Genomic DNA, 17,508 nt, shown 5'->3' with positions numbered 1-17,508 from the left:
TTTTTCCAAGACCTAATATAATCACTATCCACAGCTATGAGAAGTCTTTCAGTCCTTTTTATATTGATATCCTTGAGCATGACTGCTTTCGGACAGTCCGCCATCACCGGTCGTGTCGTATCCAAAGGTGTGAACGAAGCCGTCCCTTCAGTATCTGTCTCTCTGACGGATGCGACGACGAAGAGGATCATCGGCGGTGGATTTACGAATAAAGAGGGGCGTTTTTCGATCCCCATATCGGATGCTCTTTTGTCTCAGAAGGTGACACTGACCCTCTCCCACCTGGCATACGAAAAACTCTCGATGACGGAGCCGGCGAGCCAGTTCAGCGGGCGCACCTTTGTCCTCTCCAACCGTGAGGAGAAGCTCAAGGAGGTCGTCGTACGTGCTACAACGGTGCGCAAGAGGGGAGATACAATACGTTACTCTGTGGGCCAACTCATCAAGCTCGGGGATCATACACTCGAGGATGCCATCAAGCGCATCCCGGGTATGCAGGTAGACAAAAGCGGACGCATAAGTTATGAGGGAAAAAGCATCAACAAGTTTTATATCGAGGGACTTGACCTCATGGGTGGCAAATACGGTCTGGCCACAAAAAACATCAAAGCCGATGATGTTGCAGCCCTTGAAGTGCTGGAAAACCACGAACCGGTGAAGATCAAAAAGGATCGTTCGTTGAGCGATCAGGCAGCTCTGAATGTCCGTCTCAAAGAGAGTGCCAAAAACAATTGGATCTATGCCTTGACGACCGGTGTCGGCATCAACAAAGAAAAGAAACCTCTGTATCTCGGGGATGGATCGGCATATACTTTCGGCAAAGACAATCAGGCCATGATCATAGGTAAAGGGGCCAATACGGGGAGAGACATCTTTTCCGAACTCAATACCCTGGCTCCCGATGAGGTTATCGTCCGCAACCCTTACGAGAACAGTGGCAGGGAAGACTTCTTCAGCACCGGCGCAGACATGGGAGATGAGGTGGTACGCGATCGTGGACGTATCAATACCACGGCCTTGGGGTCGTTCAACTTCCTCCATCGTATCTCGGAGGATGCCAAATGGAGAGTCAATGCCAACTACGGATTTGATCAGGCAAAGCGAGAAAAGGACGAGACGACCTACTTCCGCCTCTCCCCCACGGAGATAAGGATCGTACAGGACCACACTTCGCTCTTGAGGCAAGAGCACTATGGAGAGATAGAGAGCGATTATACTTACAATGGTTCCAAGAAGTTTGCCAAGGTACAGACCTTGCTCAAGTTTGCGCACAAGGATCTCAAAGCGGACATGAGCACAAATGGCAATCCCTATTCGCAACACACCTTGGCTCCGGCAGTGGTGCTGAAAAACAACATCTCATGGTCGAAGAAGTTGGGCAAAAACATCCTCTCCATATCCGATGCTCTGTGGTTGGACTACATGCCTCAGAAACTCTCCCTACACGCTGAGTCTCCACTGCCCGGCAATACGGACAAGGTGATACAGGATGCCAAGACGAACAGCATATCCAACGATCTCAAACTCGATTTTGACTACTTTGCCGGACGTTTTCAACTCAATGCCGGAAGCAATCTGAAGTACCTCCGCGAGCACTACGACACGGATCTGTATTTCCCAGCCCTCGGAGCGGACGCTCCTCTCAAGGGAGATCTCACGTATTCGAGGATAGTACTGGAAGTGTCTCCGCGATTTATCTATCGGGTCAAACGTTGGAGATTTTCGGTGACTCCTGAAGTGAAGCTCTTCAACACCTCCGCAATTGAGAAAAATATCGCAGACGGCACGATGTCACGGGGGAATTTGTGGTTCACACCATCGGCAGGGCTGTTCTATGAAGGGCACTCGATAGACTGGATGCTGAGCGCCAACCACGGCACAAACGAGCCCTCGGCACTTGACCACTATTCACCGTACATCTTCAGGGGTATAAACTTCATCACCCGAGGTGCACGCCGGTGGTGGGAAAGCAAAAGGACATCGCTATATACAAGGCTTGCATACAAAGATATCTTCAACTTCTTCAGCGCTGTCTATAGTGCCAATCTTGCCCTCACCCACACGCCGATGAGTGTTTCCACAAGATTGCAGGACATCTATCGCCTGCACTCGCCGGAAGCCGTACCTCAAAAAGGGAGGATGTTCTCACAAAACCTCGACCTCCAGAAGATCTTTCAGTCTGCAGGCATTACTACCAATCTGTCCGTGATGCATGGCTTCTCCGACATGGAGACCAACCAGCAGGGCCTGCTTTACCACTTCAACACGCACAACATCACGCTCTCGCCGACCATCGAGTGGCAGGTCAAGACGGGCTTCAGCATCAAGTACGGCAACAGTCTCAACAGATCGTTTTTCCGCCTCAAGGGGGCCGACAACTACACTGTCCAAGATGCTCATGTACATACATTGTCGGTCTTTGCAAAGCCTGCCAAGTCGCTACTCCTCAATGCAACAGGGAGACTGTACTACAATAAAAGCGAAGTCGTCAATGAGGGCAGACCCCACAAGTTTTATGTCTTCGATGCAAGCGCAGAGTGGAATCTCTCTTGGGCGACTCTCATCCTTTCGGCAAAAAACATCGGAGGCTCTTCGGTCTACCGTATCGAACGCCAAAGCGCTCTCAATGCTTACTCGGGCAGATACTATCTGCGTCCGTCAGAAGTCTTCCTCACTATGAGATGGAAACTCCCGAGCAGGAAGCCTTGACGCTTTTCTCATCGCGACATGACAACGGCACAAGGAGCCACCGAAGATACTTTGGTGACTCCTTGTGTATATAAAAACTCCGAGATGGTTATCCCAACCACCTCGGAGAAAAAAAGTACAATGTGTGGACCTAATGAAGGTCTAAATGAGAAATATTATTAAAGCGTCCATATTTCTATGTCAGAGCATTGCGAGGAGAAAAATAAACCATGCTACGATGAGGATAGCCTTGATCAATCCGTGCAAAGGCGTCTTGAGGATGATACCTATCGGCACTATGAGGATGGCCAACAAAAGTCCCAAAAACAAGATAAGGAGCAATATCAAAAGTGGCACAATCAGGACGGTAAGCAACCCGAGACCTCCTGCAAAGAGACTTTCCCAAAAGCCCCCAAAGTAAAAATCAGAAGGACCTCCGTATCTTCCCGAAAATCCGTCCTCAAGCCCGTAAGAAAAGGCCTGAACGAAGTCAGGAGCAAGGAGATAGAGACACCCTATACCGAGGATGATCGCGATGACGACACCTACGATACCCCAAAGGAGATTGGACCAAAAACTCTTCTTGGGAGCAGACTCTTGTCGCTCGTCTCCTGTCTTGTATCCGAGGTTGTACTTGCTGCGGAATTTAGAAAATCCATCAGAGACTCTGCCGCCCAATTCCTTGGACTCCTCGGAGATCTTTTTCCACATCGCATCGGGCGAGACTGCCTTACCGCTCATCTGCAGACGTTGATCGACAGTGACGGCAGGCTCTACGAATATCGCACAAGCTATGTAAATGAGGATGAAGAAGATTGTACCGGGAGTAAACAACAACACGATGAAGATCAAACGCATGATCCAGACATCGATATTGGTGTAGGCTGCAAGTCCGGCAAGCACTCCTCCGACCCATCTGCGAGAGATATCGCGGTAAAACTTCCTATGTGGCTTTTCGTTGCCTGACGAAGGGATCTCAGTCTCTACCGAAGGACCATCCTCTGTCTCCTCTCCCTCAGTATCTATGAGATCTTGGGCATCTCCGATACGATGGATGACCTCAGAAGTGATCTCCACCGTGATGACTTCGTGCCCAAGGCGTTTTTTCTCCGCAAAAAGTTCGCTGATACGATTTTCTATATCATCGGTGATCTCTCCGTCCGGATCGGTACGCTTGAAGTAAGCCCTGAGTCCGCGAAGGTACTGCTCAAGCATGGAATAAGCCTCTTCTTCGATCTGAAAGACGCGGTTAGCAAGGTTAATGGTAATCGTTTTTTTCATATGTTAATAATGTCTTCAGGATTATAGGACTGAGTGTTTTCTTCGATGGGTAAATCTTTCATGAGGAGATCCACGGTGTTTCGGATCTCATGCCAAGCCGAATGCAGTTCGGAGAGGAACTCCTCACCCTTTTCCGTGATTTTGTAATACTTACGTGGAGGCCCTTGCGAACTCTCAACCCACGTGTACGCAAGTAGCCCTCCGGTTTTGAGTCGAGAGAGGAGGGGGTACAGCGTCCCTTCGACCACGATGAGCTCATTTTGCTTGAGCGCATTGATGATGTCAGTGCTGTATGCCTCCTTGCGGTGGAGGATCAGGAGTATACAGTACTCCAAGATACCCTTACGCATCTGAGACTTCACTTTTTCTACTGCTTCGTTCATTATACCAACGTTTTAGCTCTTGAGGTTAATTATTGTTTTTGTCTTTTTCGGTAGCCGTTTTCACTACCTATACCACAAAGGTATGCAAATTCTTGTACTTTGCAATACAAACTACAAGAAAAACAAATACAACCTTCTGAAAAAAGTAAGAGAAGTACCAAGCAGGGACAATGAGGTTAGACAAGGGTTGAAATCAAGGTAAGGAACTTCTGATCGAAAGTTCCTTACCTTGACAAATCACCTTAGACAACCTTTTTTGCATCCTTGCCTACCCCTATGGAGTAACTTGTCGATCCCCGTAGAGAGATTTGCTGATCTATGTGGGATAATTTGGCGACCGCGCGGAGAGCAATTTGTCGATCCCCGTGGAGCAGCCACATAACATGGCAATACTGCCGTGCCAAATCCTTTTTGGGAGGTAAGACTCAGGGCAACCGCATCAAAAATCCAGATAAAATACAAGTCTCTAATTTTCAAATAGTTGCATTTTGAGGGTTATATTCAAAGATAAAGAACACACTCAAAAATATGATTGATAATCAAGCACTTACATTTTGATACGGTTGCCCTGGGTAAGACTTCCTACCCATCAGGACAAAAAATATGCCGTGGATCGAAACTTAACGACCCACGGCACAGTCCCTATATGATATTAGGTATCGGGGGAAGGGAATTATGTACCTTTCTTAGCCTCCTCGATCATCTTCGCGTTTGGAAGGATGTATACTTCCACACGGCGGTTCTGAGCACGTCCCTGTACAGTAGCATTGTCTGCAACAGGCTCATCAGGACCCATACCGATGGAGATCATACGAGCAGGAGCTACTCCGTTGTTGATAAGGTGATTGTAGACACTGTCAGCTCTCTTCTTGGAGAGGGTCATATTGTACTCGTGACGTCCTGTGATATCAGTATGACCTACGATTCTGATATCTGTATCAGGATTTTCGTTCATGTTCTGAGCAAAGCGGATGAGAGCAGTGCGAGATGCAGCGCTGAGCGTGCTTGAGTTGGTAGCAAAGAGGATACCGCTATCGAATGTGACGCGGATGACTTCGCCATTGTTTACAGTCTCGATGGTTGCTTCAGGTACAGCTTGTTCGAGTTCTTTTTTCTGCTTGTCCATCTTGTTTCCGATGATACCACCGGCTGCGCCACCGACAGCAGCACCGATGACCGCGCCGAGTCCTGTATTGCCAAGAGCCTTACCTACACCTGCACCGATAGCTGCACCGGCACCGAGTCCTATACCTGAACCTTTGGCTGCGTTGTTGAGTCCGCAACCACTGAACATCATTGCGAAGGAGAGAAATGCCGCTCCAAGGAATGTTGTTGTCTTCTTCATAATCTAATAATTTATTTAGTTGTTCATATTGTGGAATACCTATGCCACTCGGATTTACACAAGGGTGTCCGTATACTCGGCTTCGGCATCGTAGATGAGGATGAAGTCGTCTTCTGTAAGAGAGAAATCAAACTCATCCCTTTTGATATTTTTGGTCACATATTGATAGAGCTCCTCAAGATCAACCTCGAAGTCCTCTTCGTCGTCTTCGTCCATGAGTCCACGACTCTCCATGAAGTCATACACAAGATCAATGATGTACATGATGTCATCATCCGAAAGAGCTTTGATAGCCTTGCTACCTGCAGTCTGCTCACGTATGAATGCTATACACGCATCATCGTCGTACTCCATCTCAACGTTATCTGTCTTTTTAGTATCCATGCTACAAATTGTGGTATTTATTTGCACAAAGGTAGAAATATAATATGATAATAATATCTCTAAATCTATAAAGTACGTGAATAAGCCACTCTGTACCACGCTTTCAATACCGATGTCACACCCAATCCGAAAAGGAGCTCAGGGAGCAGCATACCCCGATAGCCCCGCGTCTCAGCCCGACATATTGATCGTACGTAGTCCGACAGTCTGCCTAAAAAACTGATATGCATAATCATAGTCACAAATGTAATAAAATTTTGTCTCCACATTTACTTTTTTTCGTCATAACTATTGCTTGCTACGATTTTTTCGTATATTTGCTACGGAATAATCGTAGAACAAAGCGCAAACATCTATGAACAAGCAAGAAAAAGACAAAAGTTTCCTCAACGGATTATCCCCTCTCGAAGAAGACTTCATCCGTGCCTTATGGAAGATAGAGTCCGGAGAGATCAGCGATGTGCTCGAGTGTATGGAGCACTCATCGACACCCTACACCACGGTGGCTTCGATAGCACAGAAGCTCGAAAAGAAAGGCTATGTACATCGTGTGGGTAAAAAGCGTGGATTCGTCTATGCTCCACGTGTGAGCGAAGAGGACTACTGCTCCAACACCGTGGGTTATGTCGTCTCCAACTTCTTTACCGGTAGTTACAAGGGTCTCATACAACACTTTGCCTCAGAAGGTAAGGTATCTGCCGAAGACCTCCAGGAGATACTCAAGATGATCGAGGACGGCGATTCCCGATCATGACATAGAAAGGGCGGCAACGCTCAGTAAACTGACAAAATACTCTATGACCATGACACTTACATTCACGACATACCTCTTGATATCAGGGATAGGGCTGGCGATATGTGCGGCAGCAGACCGTTTTTTGCTCCGTCACCACCTCAGCCTCCACAATAGGAGGGGCTTCTACATCCTCTCACTATTGTTGAGCCTTGCCCTGCCTTTGGTTTCGACACTATACCCACACAAGTTGATCCCGACAGCAGCTCAGGGTGGAAAAGGAGTAAGCATCGAAATGTGGAACATGTATCTGCATCCCGGACTATCTGTCGAAGCCGTAGATAACACCGTGCGGACACTCTCCTTTTCATGGACGGACATCATCTTTGCGTTGTGGGCTATCGGAGCGGGCATCATGCTCATCCGCCTCGTGATAGGGCTCATCAGAGTGCTGTCGATCCTGTACTCTGCCGAAAGAGTGAGGCTCAACGACGGCAAGAGACTCTACATCACCGACAAGATCCCCAATGCCTTTTCATTCATGGGACTTATCGTGCTCCCACGAGAGATATATGACGACGAGAGACGCAGGAGTCTCATCATCTGTCACGAAGAGGCACACTGCACTCAGAGGCATCACTACGACCTCATCCTGCATCAGCTATGTCTCGTAACACACTGGTGGAACCCCTTTGCATGGATACTCACCGGTGCACACTACAATATACTCGAATACCTTGCCGACAACCACGTCATAGACAGTGGTATCGACCGCAAGGCATACCAACGCCAACTACTGGAGAGTTCTTTGAAGATACCGGCCGAATCTCTCAGCCTCTCCTTCTCTGTTTATAACCTAAAAAAAAGAATCAGTATGATGAACAGTAATGAAACCCCAAGCAAGCGTCTGCAATTTTTGCGGATGGCATCGACGCTCATCTTTACATCGGCTGGGATATTTGTGGGGACAAACATGATGGCGATAGCCCCCGCTCCCGACACAGCTCCTGTCGAAGACATGATCGCAAAGCCTCCTCCCAAGAAAACCGGAGAGGGCAAAGACTCGGATGATAAAAATGCCTCATATATCGGAGGAGATAAACAGATGTACAAGGACCTGAGCTCATGGATCAGGTACCCTGAGGAAGCAGCAAAGCAAGGTGTATCGGGGAAAGTACATCTGAAAATAACTGTGGACGAGAAGGGCAATGTATCCTCGGTAGAAGTAAAACAAGGTGTACACCCTCTACTCGATGCAGAAGCTGTCAGAGTTGCCAAACTGATGAAGTACAATCCGGCAATAAAAAATGGCAAACCCGTTGCGGCGAATATATACATGCCTATACACTTCAGGCTCGACGATGGTGGCAAGGCCGCTCCCATGGGAAAAATAGAAACCACCTCCAAGCCCAAGAGCATGAGTACTCTCAAGGCTGAGGTAGAGAGGTTTGCAAAAGCCTTCCCCAACAAAGAGAATGAAAATATCGTCATCACAATCAAAGTTGAAGGTGGAAAGCCGGCAACAGTCAAAGTCTCTGCCAAAGACTCAAGACTGAGAGGCGAGTTGCAACAATTCGTCATGAATCAAACTCTCGAAGCCTCAATAAATGGCGTCCAAACCATAAAGGTCTATGTACCGGCAAAGACAAAAGACGAGCTGAACACCTATGTGTTTGACTACTTGGAAAATATGCCGGAGTACATCGACGAAGGAGAAGGGGGATTGATGAAAGCCCTGGCAAGAATGGTGAAATACCCCGAAGAGGCAATAAATAAAAATATCAACGGTAGAGTGATAGTAGGTTTCATCGTTGAGAAGGACGGTAATCTGTCCAACGTAAAGGTAATCAAGTCCGCTCATCCTCTATTGGATGCCGAAGCCGTGCGTGTTGTGGAGCAACTGAAGTTCACTCCGGGGAGACAAGAAGACGGCACTCCCGTGCGCGTCAGATTCTCACTGCCTATCAATTTCAGAATCCCGGTTGATGACGTGAAGAAACAAGACAATAAGCAATAATACAAGCCTCACGCAAAAGAGGAAAAAAGAAGGGTTGAAGTGATTGCATACAAAACCCACAAGACTCCCCGATAGACTTTGATCCGAAGCCCATCGGGGAGTCACTTTTGACAACATGTTCCACCCTCATTCCGAGGACCTCGAAAAAAGGTTGTCTAACTTGATGAATTAAGTTGTCTAACTTGATGCGTCAAGTTAGACAACCTTTTTTGTGACCTTCTACGACTTGTCGAAGAGCATCAGGCAAGATCATATACGCAGCCCTGTCTACAAGCAGGATTTTTATTGTTTTCACTCTTGCATCATAGAGAGGGAGAGGGTTACCCGAACATTTTGGCACTCCGGATTGTTATACTCAGGATTGATATAAGCAAAATGAGTTTTTACTAACACTACAAAAACATATCGAAAAAAATTATGGCAACAGTTACACTAAAAGGCAATCCTATAAATATCAAAGGCAATCTCCCTGCAAAGGGTGGCGAAGCTCCTTGCTTCACAGCAGTAAAGACAGATCTATCTGAAGTATCTCTATGCGACCTCAAGGGTAAGAGAGTGATCCTCAACATCTTCCCAAGCGTAGACACAGGTGTGTGCGCACAGAGCGTGAGAGAGTTCAACGCTAAGGCTGCAGGCCTCGAAAATACTGTAGTACTTTGCCTCTCTAAGGACCTCCCATTTGCACTCGGTCGTTTCTGCGGTGCAGAGGGTCTTGACAAGGTGGTACCTGCTTCACTTTTCCGTTACCCTGCGTTTGAAGACAAGTACGGCGTGGTTATGGTGGATGGTCCTCTCGCAGGTCTTCTCGCACGTAGCGTGGTAGTCGTAGACACAGACGGCAAGGTGCTTCACAGCGAACTCGTGCCTGAGATTACTCAGGAGCCTGACTACGCAGCAGCTCTCGCAGTACTCTAAGAAAGAGAAGCCGATAAAATAAAACAAAGGCTGTGCACAGGGAATGATCCCCGTACACAGCCTTTGTCGTCTGCCCAAAAGGATGGAGACAACGGATATTCTTGGCTTAAACCTCTAACGATCAGTCAGAAGGCGCGGGATAAGTACGGTTATTTTTTGTAACTTTGTGTGTTTCACAATAAAGTAAAAAAGATCACAATATACATAAGATGAGAGTGAACTACGATATCATTGTGGTAGGAGCCGGTCATGCAGGCTGTGAGGCAGCCACTGCTGCGGCTCGCCTGGGGTCAAAGACCTTGCTTATCACAATGGATACGAACAAGATAGCTCAGATGAGTTGCAACCCTGCCGTAGGTGGGATAGCAAAGGGGCAGATCGTCCGCGAGATAGATGCGCTGGGCGGACACATGGGTGTGGTATCGGACAAGACAGCCATACAGTTCAGGATGCTCAACAGGAGCAAGGGTCCTGCGATGTGGAGCCCTCGTGCACAGAGCGACCGACAGAGATTCAGCGAAGCATGGAGGCAGATAGTGGAGCAGACCGAAAACCTGTCCGTGTGGCAGGACACGGTGAGCCGGGTGATCATCCATGATGGCGAGGTGAGAGGGGTACGTACGTTCATGGGCGTGGAGTTCATGGCACGTGCCGTGGTACTGACCAATGGGACGTTCCTCAACGGCTTGATGCACGTGGGGAAGTTGCAGTTTTCGGGAGGACGTATCTCCGAGCCGGCTTCGTTCGGTCTGACCGAGCAGTTGCGTTCTCTGGGATTTGAGTCCGATCGCATGAAGACGGGGACACCGATGCGTGTCGATGCCCGCACAATACACTTCGACCTATGTGATGTACAGCACGGAGACGAAGACTTCCGCAAGTTTTCGTTCCTGCCGGGAGTGTCCAACAAGCAACTCATACAGCGTCCTTGTCACATCACTTACACCAACCCCGAAGTACACAAGATACTTGCAGACAGCCTCGATGACTCGCCCCTCTACAACGGACAGATACAGAGTATAGGACCGAGATATTGCCCGAGTATAGAGACCAAGATCACGACGTTTGCAGAGAAAGAGCGTCATCAGCTCTTCCTCGAGCCCGAAGGAGAGCATACGACGGAGTATTACATCAACGGTTTTTCGTCCTCACTACCTTATGAGGTGCAGGATGCTGCCATACGTGCCATACCGGCCCTCAAGGATGCACACATATTGAGACCGGGATATGCGATAGAGTACGACTTCTTCCCCCCTACCCAACTCAAGCACACCCTCGAGACGATGCTTGTGAAGCGACTGTTCTTTGCAGGGCAGATCAATGGCACAACAGGCTATGAGGAGGCTGCGGGGCAAGGTATCGTGGCAGGTATCAATGCGCACTTGTCGGTACATAGTCCTTCGGAGGAGTTTGTACTGCACAGAGATGAGGCATACATAGGTGTCCTCATAGATGACCTCGTGACAAAGGGTGTGGATGAACCTTACCGTATGTTTACGAGCCGTGCGGAATACCGCATACTGCTTCGACAAGACAACGCAGATGCGCGACTCACACCACTGGCATACAACATCGGAGCTTGCTCGGGTGAGCGTGTGTCACTATTGAGAGACAAAGAGCAATCCGTGGAGGACATCATTCGCCTCTGCCACAACACTTCGGTATCCCCGTCAGAGGTGGATCAGTTCCTCATCGACAACGGCACGACAACATTGCGTCATGGCTGCAAACTTGTGGACCTTGTGTTGCGCCCGACCCTTTCGCTCAATAGCCTGGCAACGATAATCCCTACCCTTGCAAATGCGATCAGCGCACTGCCGGAAGACAGAAGAGAAGAGATCGTGGAGTCGGCAGAGATAGCTATGAAATACAAAGGCTACATCGATAGGGAAAAAGAACTCGCAGAAAAAGCTAAAAGACTGGAACATATAAAGATACGAGGACATTTTGACTACGATAACATCAGATCTCTATCGACCGAAGCGAGACAAAAACTAAAGAAGATAGACCCCGAAACCATCGGTCAGGCCGCTCGTATACCGGGGATATCTCCAAGTGACATCAATATCCTGCTTGTCCTTATAGGTCGATAAGACATCGTTCCACGTGGAACATTATGCTTATTCCGAGAGAACACATAAGAGCATCGCTAAGCGCCATTCCGGAAAAACCGGGCTGCTACCGCTATCGAAATAGTGGCGGCGAGGTCATCTATGTCGGAAAAGCAAAGAACCTCCGCAAGCGTATTTCTTCGTACTTCCAAAAGGAGAACGAAGACCCAAAGACACGAGCCCTCTTGCGCGACCTGAATTCGGTGGAGTACATCGTGGTAGAGACAGAGCATGACGCCCTGCTTCTCGAAAACAACCTCATCAAGGAACATCAACCGATGTACAACATCCTTCTCAAAGAAGGAAATACCTATCCGTGGATATCCGTGACAAGAGAGCCTTTCCCAAGGATATTCTCGACGCACAAGATGAATAGAGACGGTTCGTTGTACTTCGGTCCCTATCCCGACAGGAGCTTACCCCATACGCTCATAAAGCTATTCAAATGGCTTTTCAAGTTCCGCACCTGCAAGCTCGCCTTGACTCCCGAAAGCATCAAGGCCGGAAAGTTCAGGGTGTGTCTGCAATACCACATCAAAAGATGTAAGGCGCCCTGCATCGGCAACATACCCTTGGCGGAGTATCAAAAGGATGTGGAAAGCGCAAAAAAGATCCTCAACGGGAACATAAAGGAAGTGGTGGCAGAGCTCAAAACCGCAATGCTTGCCCATGCCGAGAGATTGGAGTTTGAAAAAGCGCATGATGTACAACAGACGATCATAGCCCTGGAAAATCACCAGGCCAAATCGACCATCATCAGCGATGTCATAGGAAACGCCTTGGTGGTATCGTGCGATAGCGACAGTGAGGCTTTTTATGTCAATTACCTCGAGCTTAGACACGGCAATATCATTGCGGGAAAGACCATGGAGTACAAAAAGCGCATCGAAGAGGACAGAGATGAGGTGCTTTCTTCGATCGTGCAGGATCTGATCCAAAACTCCAAGACAGGAAACATCAGAGAGGTCATACTTCCTTTTGATCCCGGATTCGAGCTTGGGAAAAACCTTACGATTACCGTTCCTCAGAGAGGTGACCGCAGAAAGGTACTTGATCTGTCTATGGAGAATGTGCGCCAGTATATGGAGGATAAGTACAAACAGGCTGAGAAGTTGAATCCGGAACAGAGGAATACGCAACTCCTCAGGGAGCTGATGACGACAATAGGTCTACCTTCCCTACCCTACCATATCGAGTGCTTCGACAACTCCAATATCAGCGGAGATGCTCCTGTCGCAGCTTGTGTGGTCTTCAAAGGCGCTCATCCCTCCAAAGCGGACTATCGACATTATCATATCAGAGGAGTCAGCGGACCTGACGACTATGCTTCGATGAGAGAAGTCGTCACTCGCAGATACAGCAAGATGATTGAGGAAGGTGCCGAATTGCCTGACCTTATCGTGACAGACGGAGGAAAAGGACACATGAATACGGTATCTTCAGCATTGACCGAACTTGGAGTGGAAATCCCGATACTCGGACTTGCCAAGGATGACAAGCACAACACCGCAAATATTCTCTATGGCGACCCTCCTCAGTTGGTAGGTATACTTCAGCGGAGTCAGGCCTTTCACCTACTGACACGGATACAAGACGAAGTACATAGGTTTGCGATAAAATTCCACAGAGATATACGGAGCAAGAAGCAAAAGCAATCCCAACTCGACGATATAAAAGGTATCGGAGCTGTCACGAAAAAGACCCTGCTCTCACATTTCAAGAGCATAAAACGCATGCGATCGGCATCGATGGAAGAGCTTGCAGAGGTCATCGGAGCAGCCAAGGCCAAGATTATTCACGACCACTTTAACAGTCCACAATGAAAGTTGTAATCCAGCGAGTGAGCGAAGCCCGACTCACCATAGACGGGGAGATATACTCTCAGATAGGCCATGGTATGGTTGTCCTACTTGGTGTCTGCACCGAAGACACCCAAGACGACCTGCAATACCTGCTCAAGAAGATCCCGAAACTCCGTATTTTTGACGACGAAGCCGGAGTGATGAATCTCGACATCACACAAGTCGATGGAGCGGAGATGATGCTTGTGTCTCAATTTACCCTCCTTGCCGACACACGCAAGGGCAACAGACCATCATACATACACGCAGCGAGACCCGAAGTTTCCGAGCCTCTCTACGTAGAAATGGTTGAAAAACTCTCCGAAAGTTTGGGAAAGAGAGTCCAAACCGGTAAATTTGGGGCTGATATGAAAGTGTCGCTCAGCAATGACGGACCTGTCACCATAATCATTGACAGCAAAAACAGATGAGTACAGATCAATCGAATAAAGCTACCTCCCCTACCCTTTCGGAGATGCAAGAAGCGGTAGACAGTTGGATTAAGGAATATGGGGTACGCTATTTCTCTCCCCTGACCAATATGGCCATCCTCACCGAGGAGGTAGGAGAACTCGCACGCATCATGGCTCGAATGTACGGTGATCAATCCACAAAGAAAGGAGAGGACATATCGCAGGATAAACTTGCAGACGAGCTTGCAGACATACTATGGGTTGTCGGATGTATAGCCAACCAGACCGGTTGCGACCTCTCAAAGGCATTTGAAAGAAACATCAGAAAAAAGACAACCAGAGACAAAGACAGACATCTAAACAACATCAAACTTACTGAGCAATAATATAAAAAGAACAGATATATGATGATTAACATGAAAAGTAAATTTCAAGAAGCATTCGAAGGATTTTCTCCTGTGCTATCTGACAGTGAGATCAAAGCAGAGATCCAAAAGATCATAGACAAGCACTATGACAGTCTCAACAACAAAGACAGCATCAAGCTCATCCACAGTTGTGTAGACTTGACATCTCTCAATCCTACCGATCACGTCGATCACATCTACAACTTCGTCAAGCAGGTCAATGAATTGGACGAAAACAACCCTACCATTCCTCCGGTAGCGGCTATCTGCGTATATCCCAACTTCGTCAAGACCGTCAAGGATGCCCTCATGGTACAAGATGTGGCAGTAGCATGTGTATCCGGCTCGTTCCCATCATCACAGTCATTCCTTGAGACAAAGATCGTAGAGACAGGCCTTGCGATAGCTGACGGAGCAGATGAGATAGACATCGTGCTTCACCTTGGTAATTTCCTCGCAGGGAACTATCAGGAAGTAGCGGATGAGATCCAAGAACTCAAGGCTGCTTGCAAGGGCAAAAAGCTCAAAGTAATCCTCGAGACAGGTGCGCTCCAAAAGGCAGAAAACATCCAACGCGCATCTATACTCTCTCTTTACTGTGATGCCGACTTCATCAAGACATCGACAGGTAAGGAGTATCCCGGAGCTTCACTCGAAGCAGCTTATGTCATGTGCCAGGTGCTCAAAGAGTACAACGCAAAGCACAACATCAAGAGAGGTCTCAAAGTATCGGGTGGCATCCGCACCACCGAAGAAGCCATCAAGTATCTTTGCCTCGTGAAAGAAATCCTCGGTGACGAATGGATGAACAATAAGTTGTTCCGCGTCGGGGCAAGTTCGCTCGTAACAGATCTCCAAAAACGTTTGGACTGATCATCCTCGACATTCATCCATATAAAACCAAAAGGGTATGCCGAAAAGCATACCCTTTTTTGTTTCAAAACAGCCAAAAATCAACACTCATAAACAGGCCTAAAAACGAAGATCTCCAAAATTATGAGTAACACATCCACAAAAATAAAAAGTGACGTATACGCAATCTATGACAGCAATAACAAAGCAAAGTCAAAATATTACATAAAACAACGATATTAAAAATCACAATATCAAAAATAAGGTATAGAACCCTCGAAATTCTCGTGCCTACCTTGATGAATGAAGTTGTCTAACTTGATGCATCAAGTTAGACAACCTTTTTAAGCCCCATGATGATCTCCTCTCGATCGGACTTTAATCCGGAGGAGATTCTGATCAAAGATGCAAAAGATAAGATCCTCAAAAAAAAATTTGGGAACAAAACAAGTAGAAAGAAATGTACGGAAGTTGCCACGATGATATAAAAAGAAATATCCACAAGGTAGGGTTACCTCACGGCAAGCCTCCTCGTGGATATTTACACTGTCCTTTAGCAATTAAAATGAGCTGAGCGTAAAAACTCTTAAAAAACGCAGAGCTCGACAGTGATTTTTATTAATTGATGAAATCTTAACTCTTTCCCTTCCCTCTTCCCCCTACAAATTTGGATTACTCTACATAATAGTAGGTAAATCATTGTTTTAACCGTTGATATTTGATAGCTTTACAAATCAAAAGGCTAAAATTCTATTTGCTGCAAATGTATAGAAATAAAATTAAATTAACACAATAAATCTCTAAATATTGTCAATGAATGTGCAAAGATTGCATATTAAGGTCAAAGATATCAACCAAAAATCTTGTGAAATCAGCCTTAATGCCTCCAAGAGCTTACTTTCAAGGGATTTAATAATAAGGAGCATCCTCCGTCTACCTGCTGATCCGGACTCTGACAACAACGAATGTGTGGATATCGAAGTCCTGAAGCAGGCCTGCAAAACACTTAGAGTCAGAGAAGGAAGATCGGCACAAGGAGGGTCCGAGGACACGATACATATATACATACATCAGTCAGGGACAGCGATGCGACTTATGACCGCACTTCTCGCAATCAGCGAGGGTACATTTGTCCTCCAAGGTGATCCTCAAGTCCAAAGACGCCCCATAGCTCCTCTGGTGTCGGCGCTACGCGATATCGGAGCCGACATCACGTATATCGAAGCCGATGGGCACCTTCCGCTGAAGATCCGGGGACAGAAACTAAGGAGCAGAGGTATCATCGATACCACGGGCTGGGAAAGCTCCCAGTACGTGAGTGCCCTACTCCTCATAGCTCCCAAGGTAGAAGGCGGTCTATCGCTAAGGAGGCAGAAAAAAGAAGGCTCTACGCCCTATATCAGCCTTACCATGGCTCGGATGTCTGCCTATGGAGTCCCTGTCGAGTGGCAAGAAGATATCCTCACTGTCTATCCTCAGGACTACAAAGAAATTCCCGACAAGGCTGTCGAACTCGACTGGTCCGGTGCCGGCTACTGGTACAGCTTCCTATGCCTCCACCCTACCCTACCGTCCATCCGATTACCCGGATTATTCCTTTCCGACAGTTTGCAAGGTGACAAGGTCGTAGCATCCCTTTTCAAACCATTAGGCATAGACACCATCGAAGACGAAGACGGCATACGCATAGTCAAAACCGCTCCGCAGGCAGTTCCCCAAACTGCATCCATAGATCTTTCTCACCATCCCGATCTTTTTCCCACCTTGGCCGTTACCTATGCCATGCTGGGTATGCCGATGCATTTTACGGGACTTGAGAGCCTTAGTCTCAAGGAAAGCAATCGCTTTGAGAGCGTCTCGGCAGGTCTCAAAGCTCTCGGTTTTTCGGACGGAGTGTCTCATGACCGATCCACGTTTACCTACGAGGGTACGCCAAGAAATACAACCAATCAGCCTACCCTCATCGACAGTCACGATGACCACCGCATCGCCATGAGTTTTGCCGTTGCCGGAGCTGTCCTGAGCAAAGGGATATATATAAACAATACAGATTGTGTATCAAAGAGTTATCCCAAATTTTGGAACGAACTCTCCAAAGTTGCCGACATAACCCCATCTCACTGACATCAACTATTGAA

The 17,508-nt window shown here is 47.5% G+C and carries 14 protein-coding genes; 10 read left to right on the top strand and 4 right to left on the bottom strand.

Annotated elements, in window-relative coordinates:
• The first annotated feature begins 36 nt into the window (after positions 1–36).
• Positions 37–2,709 carry a hypothetical protein gene (locus tag Q4A14_RS02005; protein ID WP_303169557.1) on the top strand — a complete coding sequence of 891 codons (2,673 nt, stop codon included), beginning with the start codon at positions 37–39 and terminating at the stop codon, positions 2,707–2,709.
• A gap of 180 nt (positions 2,710–2,889) precedes the next feature.
• On the opposite strand, the gene Q4A14_RS02000 is transcribed toward Q4A14_RS02005, so the two are convergent.
• The 4 genes from Q4A14_RS02000 to Q4A14_RS01985 all read right to left on the bottom strand — a co-directional run bounded on the left by Q4A14_RS02000 (position 2,890) and on the right by Q4A14_RS01985 (position 6,081).
• Positions 2,890–3,969, bottom strand: coding sequence for a PspC domain-containing protein (locus Q4A14_RS02000; RefSeq protein WP_303169556.1), 1,080 nt, complete (start codon positions 3,967–3,969; stop codon positions 2,890–2,892).
• Complete coding sequence (locus Q4A14_RS01995; protein WP_303169554.1) at positions 3,966–4,352, bottom strand: PadR family transcriptional regulator; 387 nt, start codon at positions 4,350–4,352, stop codon at positions 3,966–3,968. Before Q4A14_RS01995 ends, Q4A14_RS02000 begins: the two co-directional genes overlap by 4 nt.
• A gap of 673 nt (positions 4,353–5,025) precedes the next feature.
• The gene (locus Q4A14_RS01990) at positions 5,026–5,697 is read right to left on the bottom strand and encodes an OmpA family protein (RefSeq protein ID WP_303169552.1); all 672 of its coding nucleotides are present in this window, start codon (positions 5,695–5,697) and stop codon (positions 5,026–5,028) included.
• A gap of 54 nt (positions 5,698–5,751) precedes the next feature.
• Positions 5,752–6,081, bottom strand: coding sequence for a hypothetical protein (locus tag Q4A14_RS01985; protein WP_303169551.1), 330 nt, complete (start codon positions 6,079–6,081; stop codon positions 5,752–5,754).
• 355 nt (positions 6,082–6,436) lie between these two features.
• Between Q4A14_RS01985 and Q4A14_RS01980 the strand changes: the two genes are divergently transcribed.
• The 9 genes from Q4A14_RS01980 to Q4A14_RS01940 all read left to right on the top strand — a co-directional run bounded on the left by Q4A14_RS01980 (position 6,437) and on the right by Q4A14_RS01940 (position 17,494).
• Positions 6,437–6,835 carry a BlaI/MecI/CopY family transcriptional regulator gene (locus Q4A14_RS01980; RefSeq protein WP_303169550.1) on the top strand — a complete coding sequence of 133 codons (399 nt, stop codon included), beginning with the start codon at positions 6,437–6,439 and terminating at the stop codon, positions 6,833–6,835.
• Positions 6,836–6,884: 49 nt separating this feature from the next.
• Positions 6,885–8,831: a M56 family metallopeptidase gene (locus Q4A14_RS01975; protein ID WP_303169549.1), complete on the top strand. Its 1,947-nt coding sequence runs from the start codon at positions 6,885–6,887 to the stop codon at positions 8,829–8,831.
• Positions 8,832–9,248: 417 nt separating this feature from the next.
• The gene (gene tpx / locus Q4A14_RS01970) at positions 9,249–9,746 is read left to right on the top strand and encodes a thiol peroxidase (RefSeq protein ID WP_303169548.1); all 498 of its coding nucleotides are present in this window, start codon (positions 9,249–9,251) and stop codon (positions 9,744–9,746) included.
• Between the two features lie 209 nt (positions 9,747–9,955).
• A complete protein-coding gene (mnmG, locus tag Q4A14_RS01965) occupies positions 9,956–11,839 on the top strand; it encodes a tRNA uridine-5-carboxymethylaminomethyl(34) synthesis enzyme MnmG (RefSeq protein WP_303169547.1) in 1,884 nt (627 codons plus the stop codon).
• Between the two features lie 23 nt (positions 11,840–11,862).
• A complete protein-coding gene (gene uvrC, locus Q4A14_RS01960; protein ID WP_303169546.1) occupies positions 11,863–13,680 on the top strand; it encodes an excinuclease ABC subunit UvrC in 1,818 nt (605 codons plus the stop codon).
• On the top strand, positions 13,677–14,129 hold the full coding sequence (dtd, locus tag Q4A14_RS01955; protein WP_303169545.1) for a D-aminoacyl-tRNA deacylase: 453 nt from the start codon (positions 13,677–13,679) through the stop codon (positions 14,127–14,129). Before uvrC ends, dtd begins: the two co-directional genes overlap by 4 nt.
• On the top strand, positions 14,126–14,497 hold the full coding sequence (locus tag Q4A14_RS01950; protein WP_303169544.1) for a nucleotide pyrophosphohydrolase: 372 nt from the start codon (positions 14,126–14,128) through the stop codon (positions 14,495–14,497). The genes dtd and Q4A14_RS01950 overlap by 4 nt, the downstream gene beginning before the upstream one ends.
• Before the next feature lie 30 nt (positions 14,498–14,527).
• On the top strand, positions 14,528–15,391 hold the full coding sequence (gene deoC, locus Q4A14_RS01945) for a deoxyribose-phosphate aldolase (protein WP_303169543.1): 864 nt from the start codon (positions 14,528–14,530) through the stop codon (positions 15,389–15,391).
• Between the two features lie 792 nt (positions 15,392–16,183).
• The gene (locus Q4A14_RS01940; protein ID WP_303169542.1) at positions 16,184–17,494 is read left to right on the top strand and encodes a 3-phosphoshikimate 1-carboxyvinyltransferase; all 1,311 of its coding nucleotides are present in this window, start codon (positions 16,184–16,186) and stop codon (positions 17,492–17,494) included.
• The last annotated feature ends 14 nt before the right edge of the window (positions 17,495–17,508 follow it).

Source organism: Porphyromonas sp. (assembly GCF_030529325.1).
In the GTDB taxonomy this organism is placed as follows: Bacteria; Bacteroidota; Bacteroidia; order Bacteroidales; family Porphyromonadaceae; genus Porphyromonas_A.
This window is presented reverse-complemented; position numbering and strand designations above follow the sequence as displayed.

Bases quoted from the DNA above. Each gene is read 5' to 3' on its own strand.
- Q4A14_RS02005 (WP_303169557.1), top strand. From the start codon at position 37: ATGAGAAGTCTTTCAGTCCTTTTTATATTGATATCCTTGAGCATGACT.
- Q4A14_RS02000 (WP_303169556.1), bottom strand. From the start codon at position 3,969: ATGAAAAAAACGATTACCATTAACCTTGCTAACCGCGTCTTTCAGATC.
- Q4A14_RS01995 (WP_303169554.1), bottom strand. From the start codon at position 4,352: ATGAACGAAGCAGTAGAAAAAGTGAAGTCTCAGATGCGTAAGGGTATC.
- Q4A14_RS01990 (WP_303169552.1), bottom strand. From the start codon at position 5,697: ATGAAGAAGACAACAACATTCCTTGGAGCGGCATTTCTCTCCTTCGCA.
- Q4A14_RS01985 (WP_303169551.1), bottom strand. From the start codon at position 6,081: ATGGATACTAAAAAGACAGATAACGTTGAGATGGAGTACGACGATGAT.
- Q4A14_RS01980 (WP_303169550.1), top strand. From the start codon at position 6,437: ATGAACAAGCAAGAAAAAGACAAAAGTTTCCTCAACGGATTATCCCCT.
- Q4A14_RS01975 (WP_303169549.1), top strand. From the start codon at position 6,885: ATGACACTTACATTCACGACATACCTCTTGATATCAGGGATAGGGCTG.
- tpx (WP_303169548.1), top strand. From the start codon at position 9,249: ATGGCAACAGTTACACTAAAAGGCAATCCTATAAATATCAAAGGCAAT.
- mnmG (WP_303169547.1), top strand. From the start codon at position 9,956: ATGAGAGTGAACTACGATATCATTGTGGTAGGAGCCGGTCATGCAGGC.
- uvrC (WP_303169546.1), top strand. From the start codon at position 11,863: ATGCTTATTCCGAGAGAACACATAAGAGCATCGCTAAGCGCCATTCCG.
- dtd (WP_303169545.1), top strand. From the start codon at position 13,677: ATGAAAGTTGTAATCCAGCGAGTGAGCGAAGCCCGACTCACCATAGAC.
- Q4A14_RS01950 (WP_303169544.1), top strand. From the start codon at position 14,126: ATGAGTACAGATCAATCGAATAAAGCTACCTCCCCTACCCTTTCGGAG.
- deoC (WP_303169543.1), top strand. From the start codon at position 14,528: ATGAAAAGTAAATTTCAAGAAGCATTCGAAGGATTTTCTCCTGTGCTA.
- Q4A14_RS01940 (WP_303169542.1), top strand. From the start codon at position 16,184: ATGAATGTGCAAAGATTGCATATTAAGGTCAAAGATATCAACCAAAAA.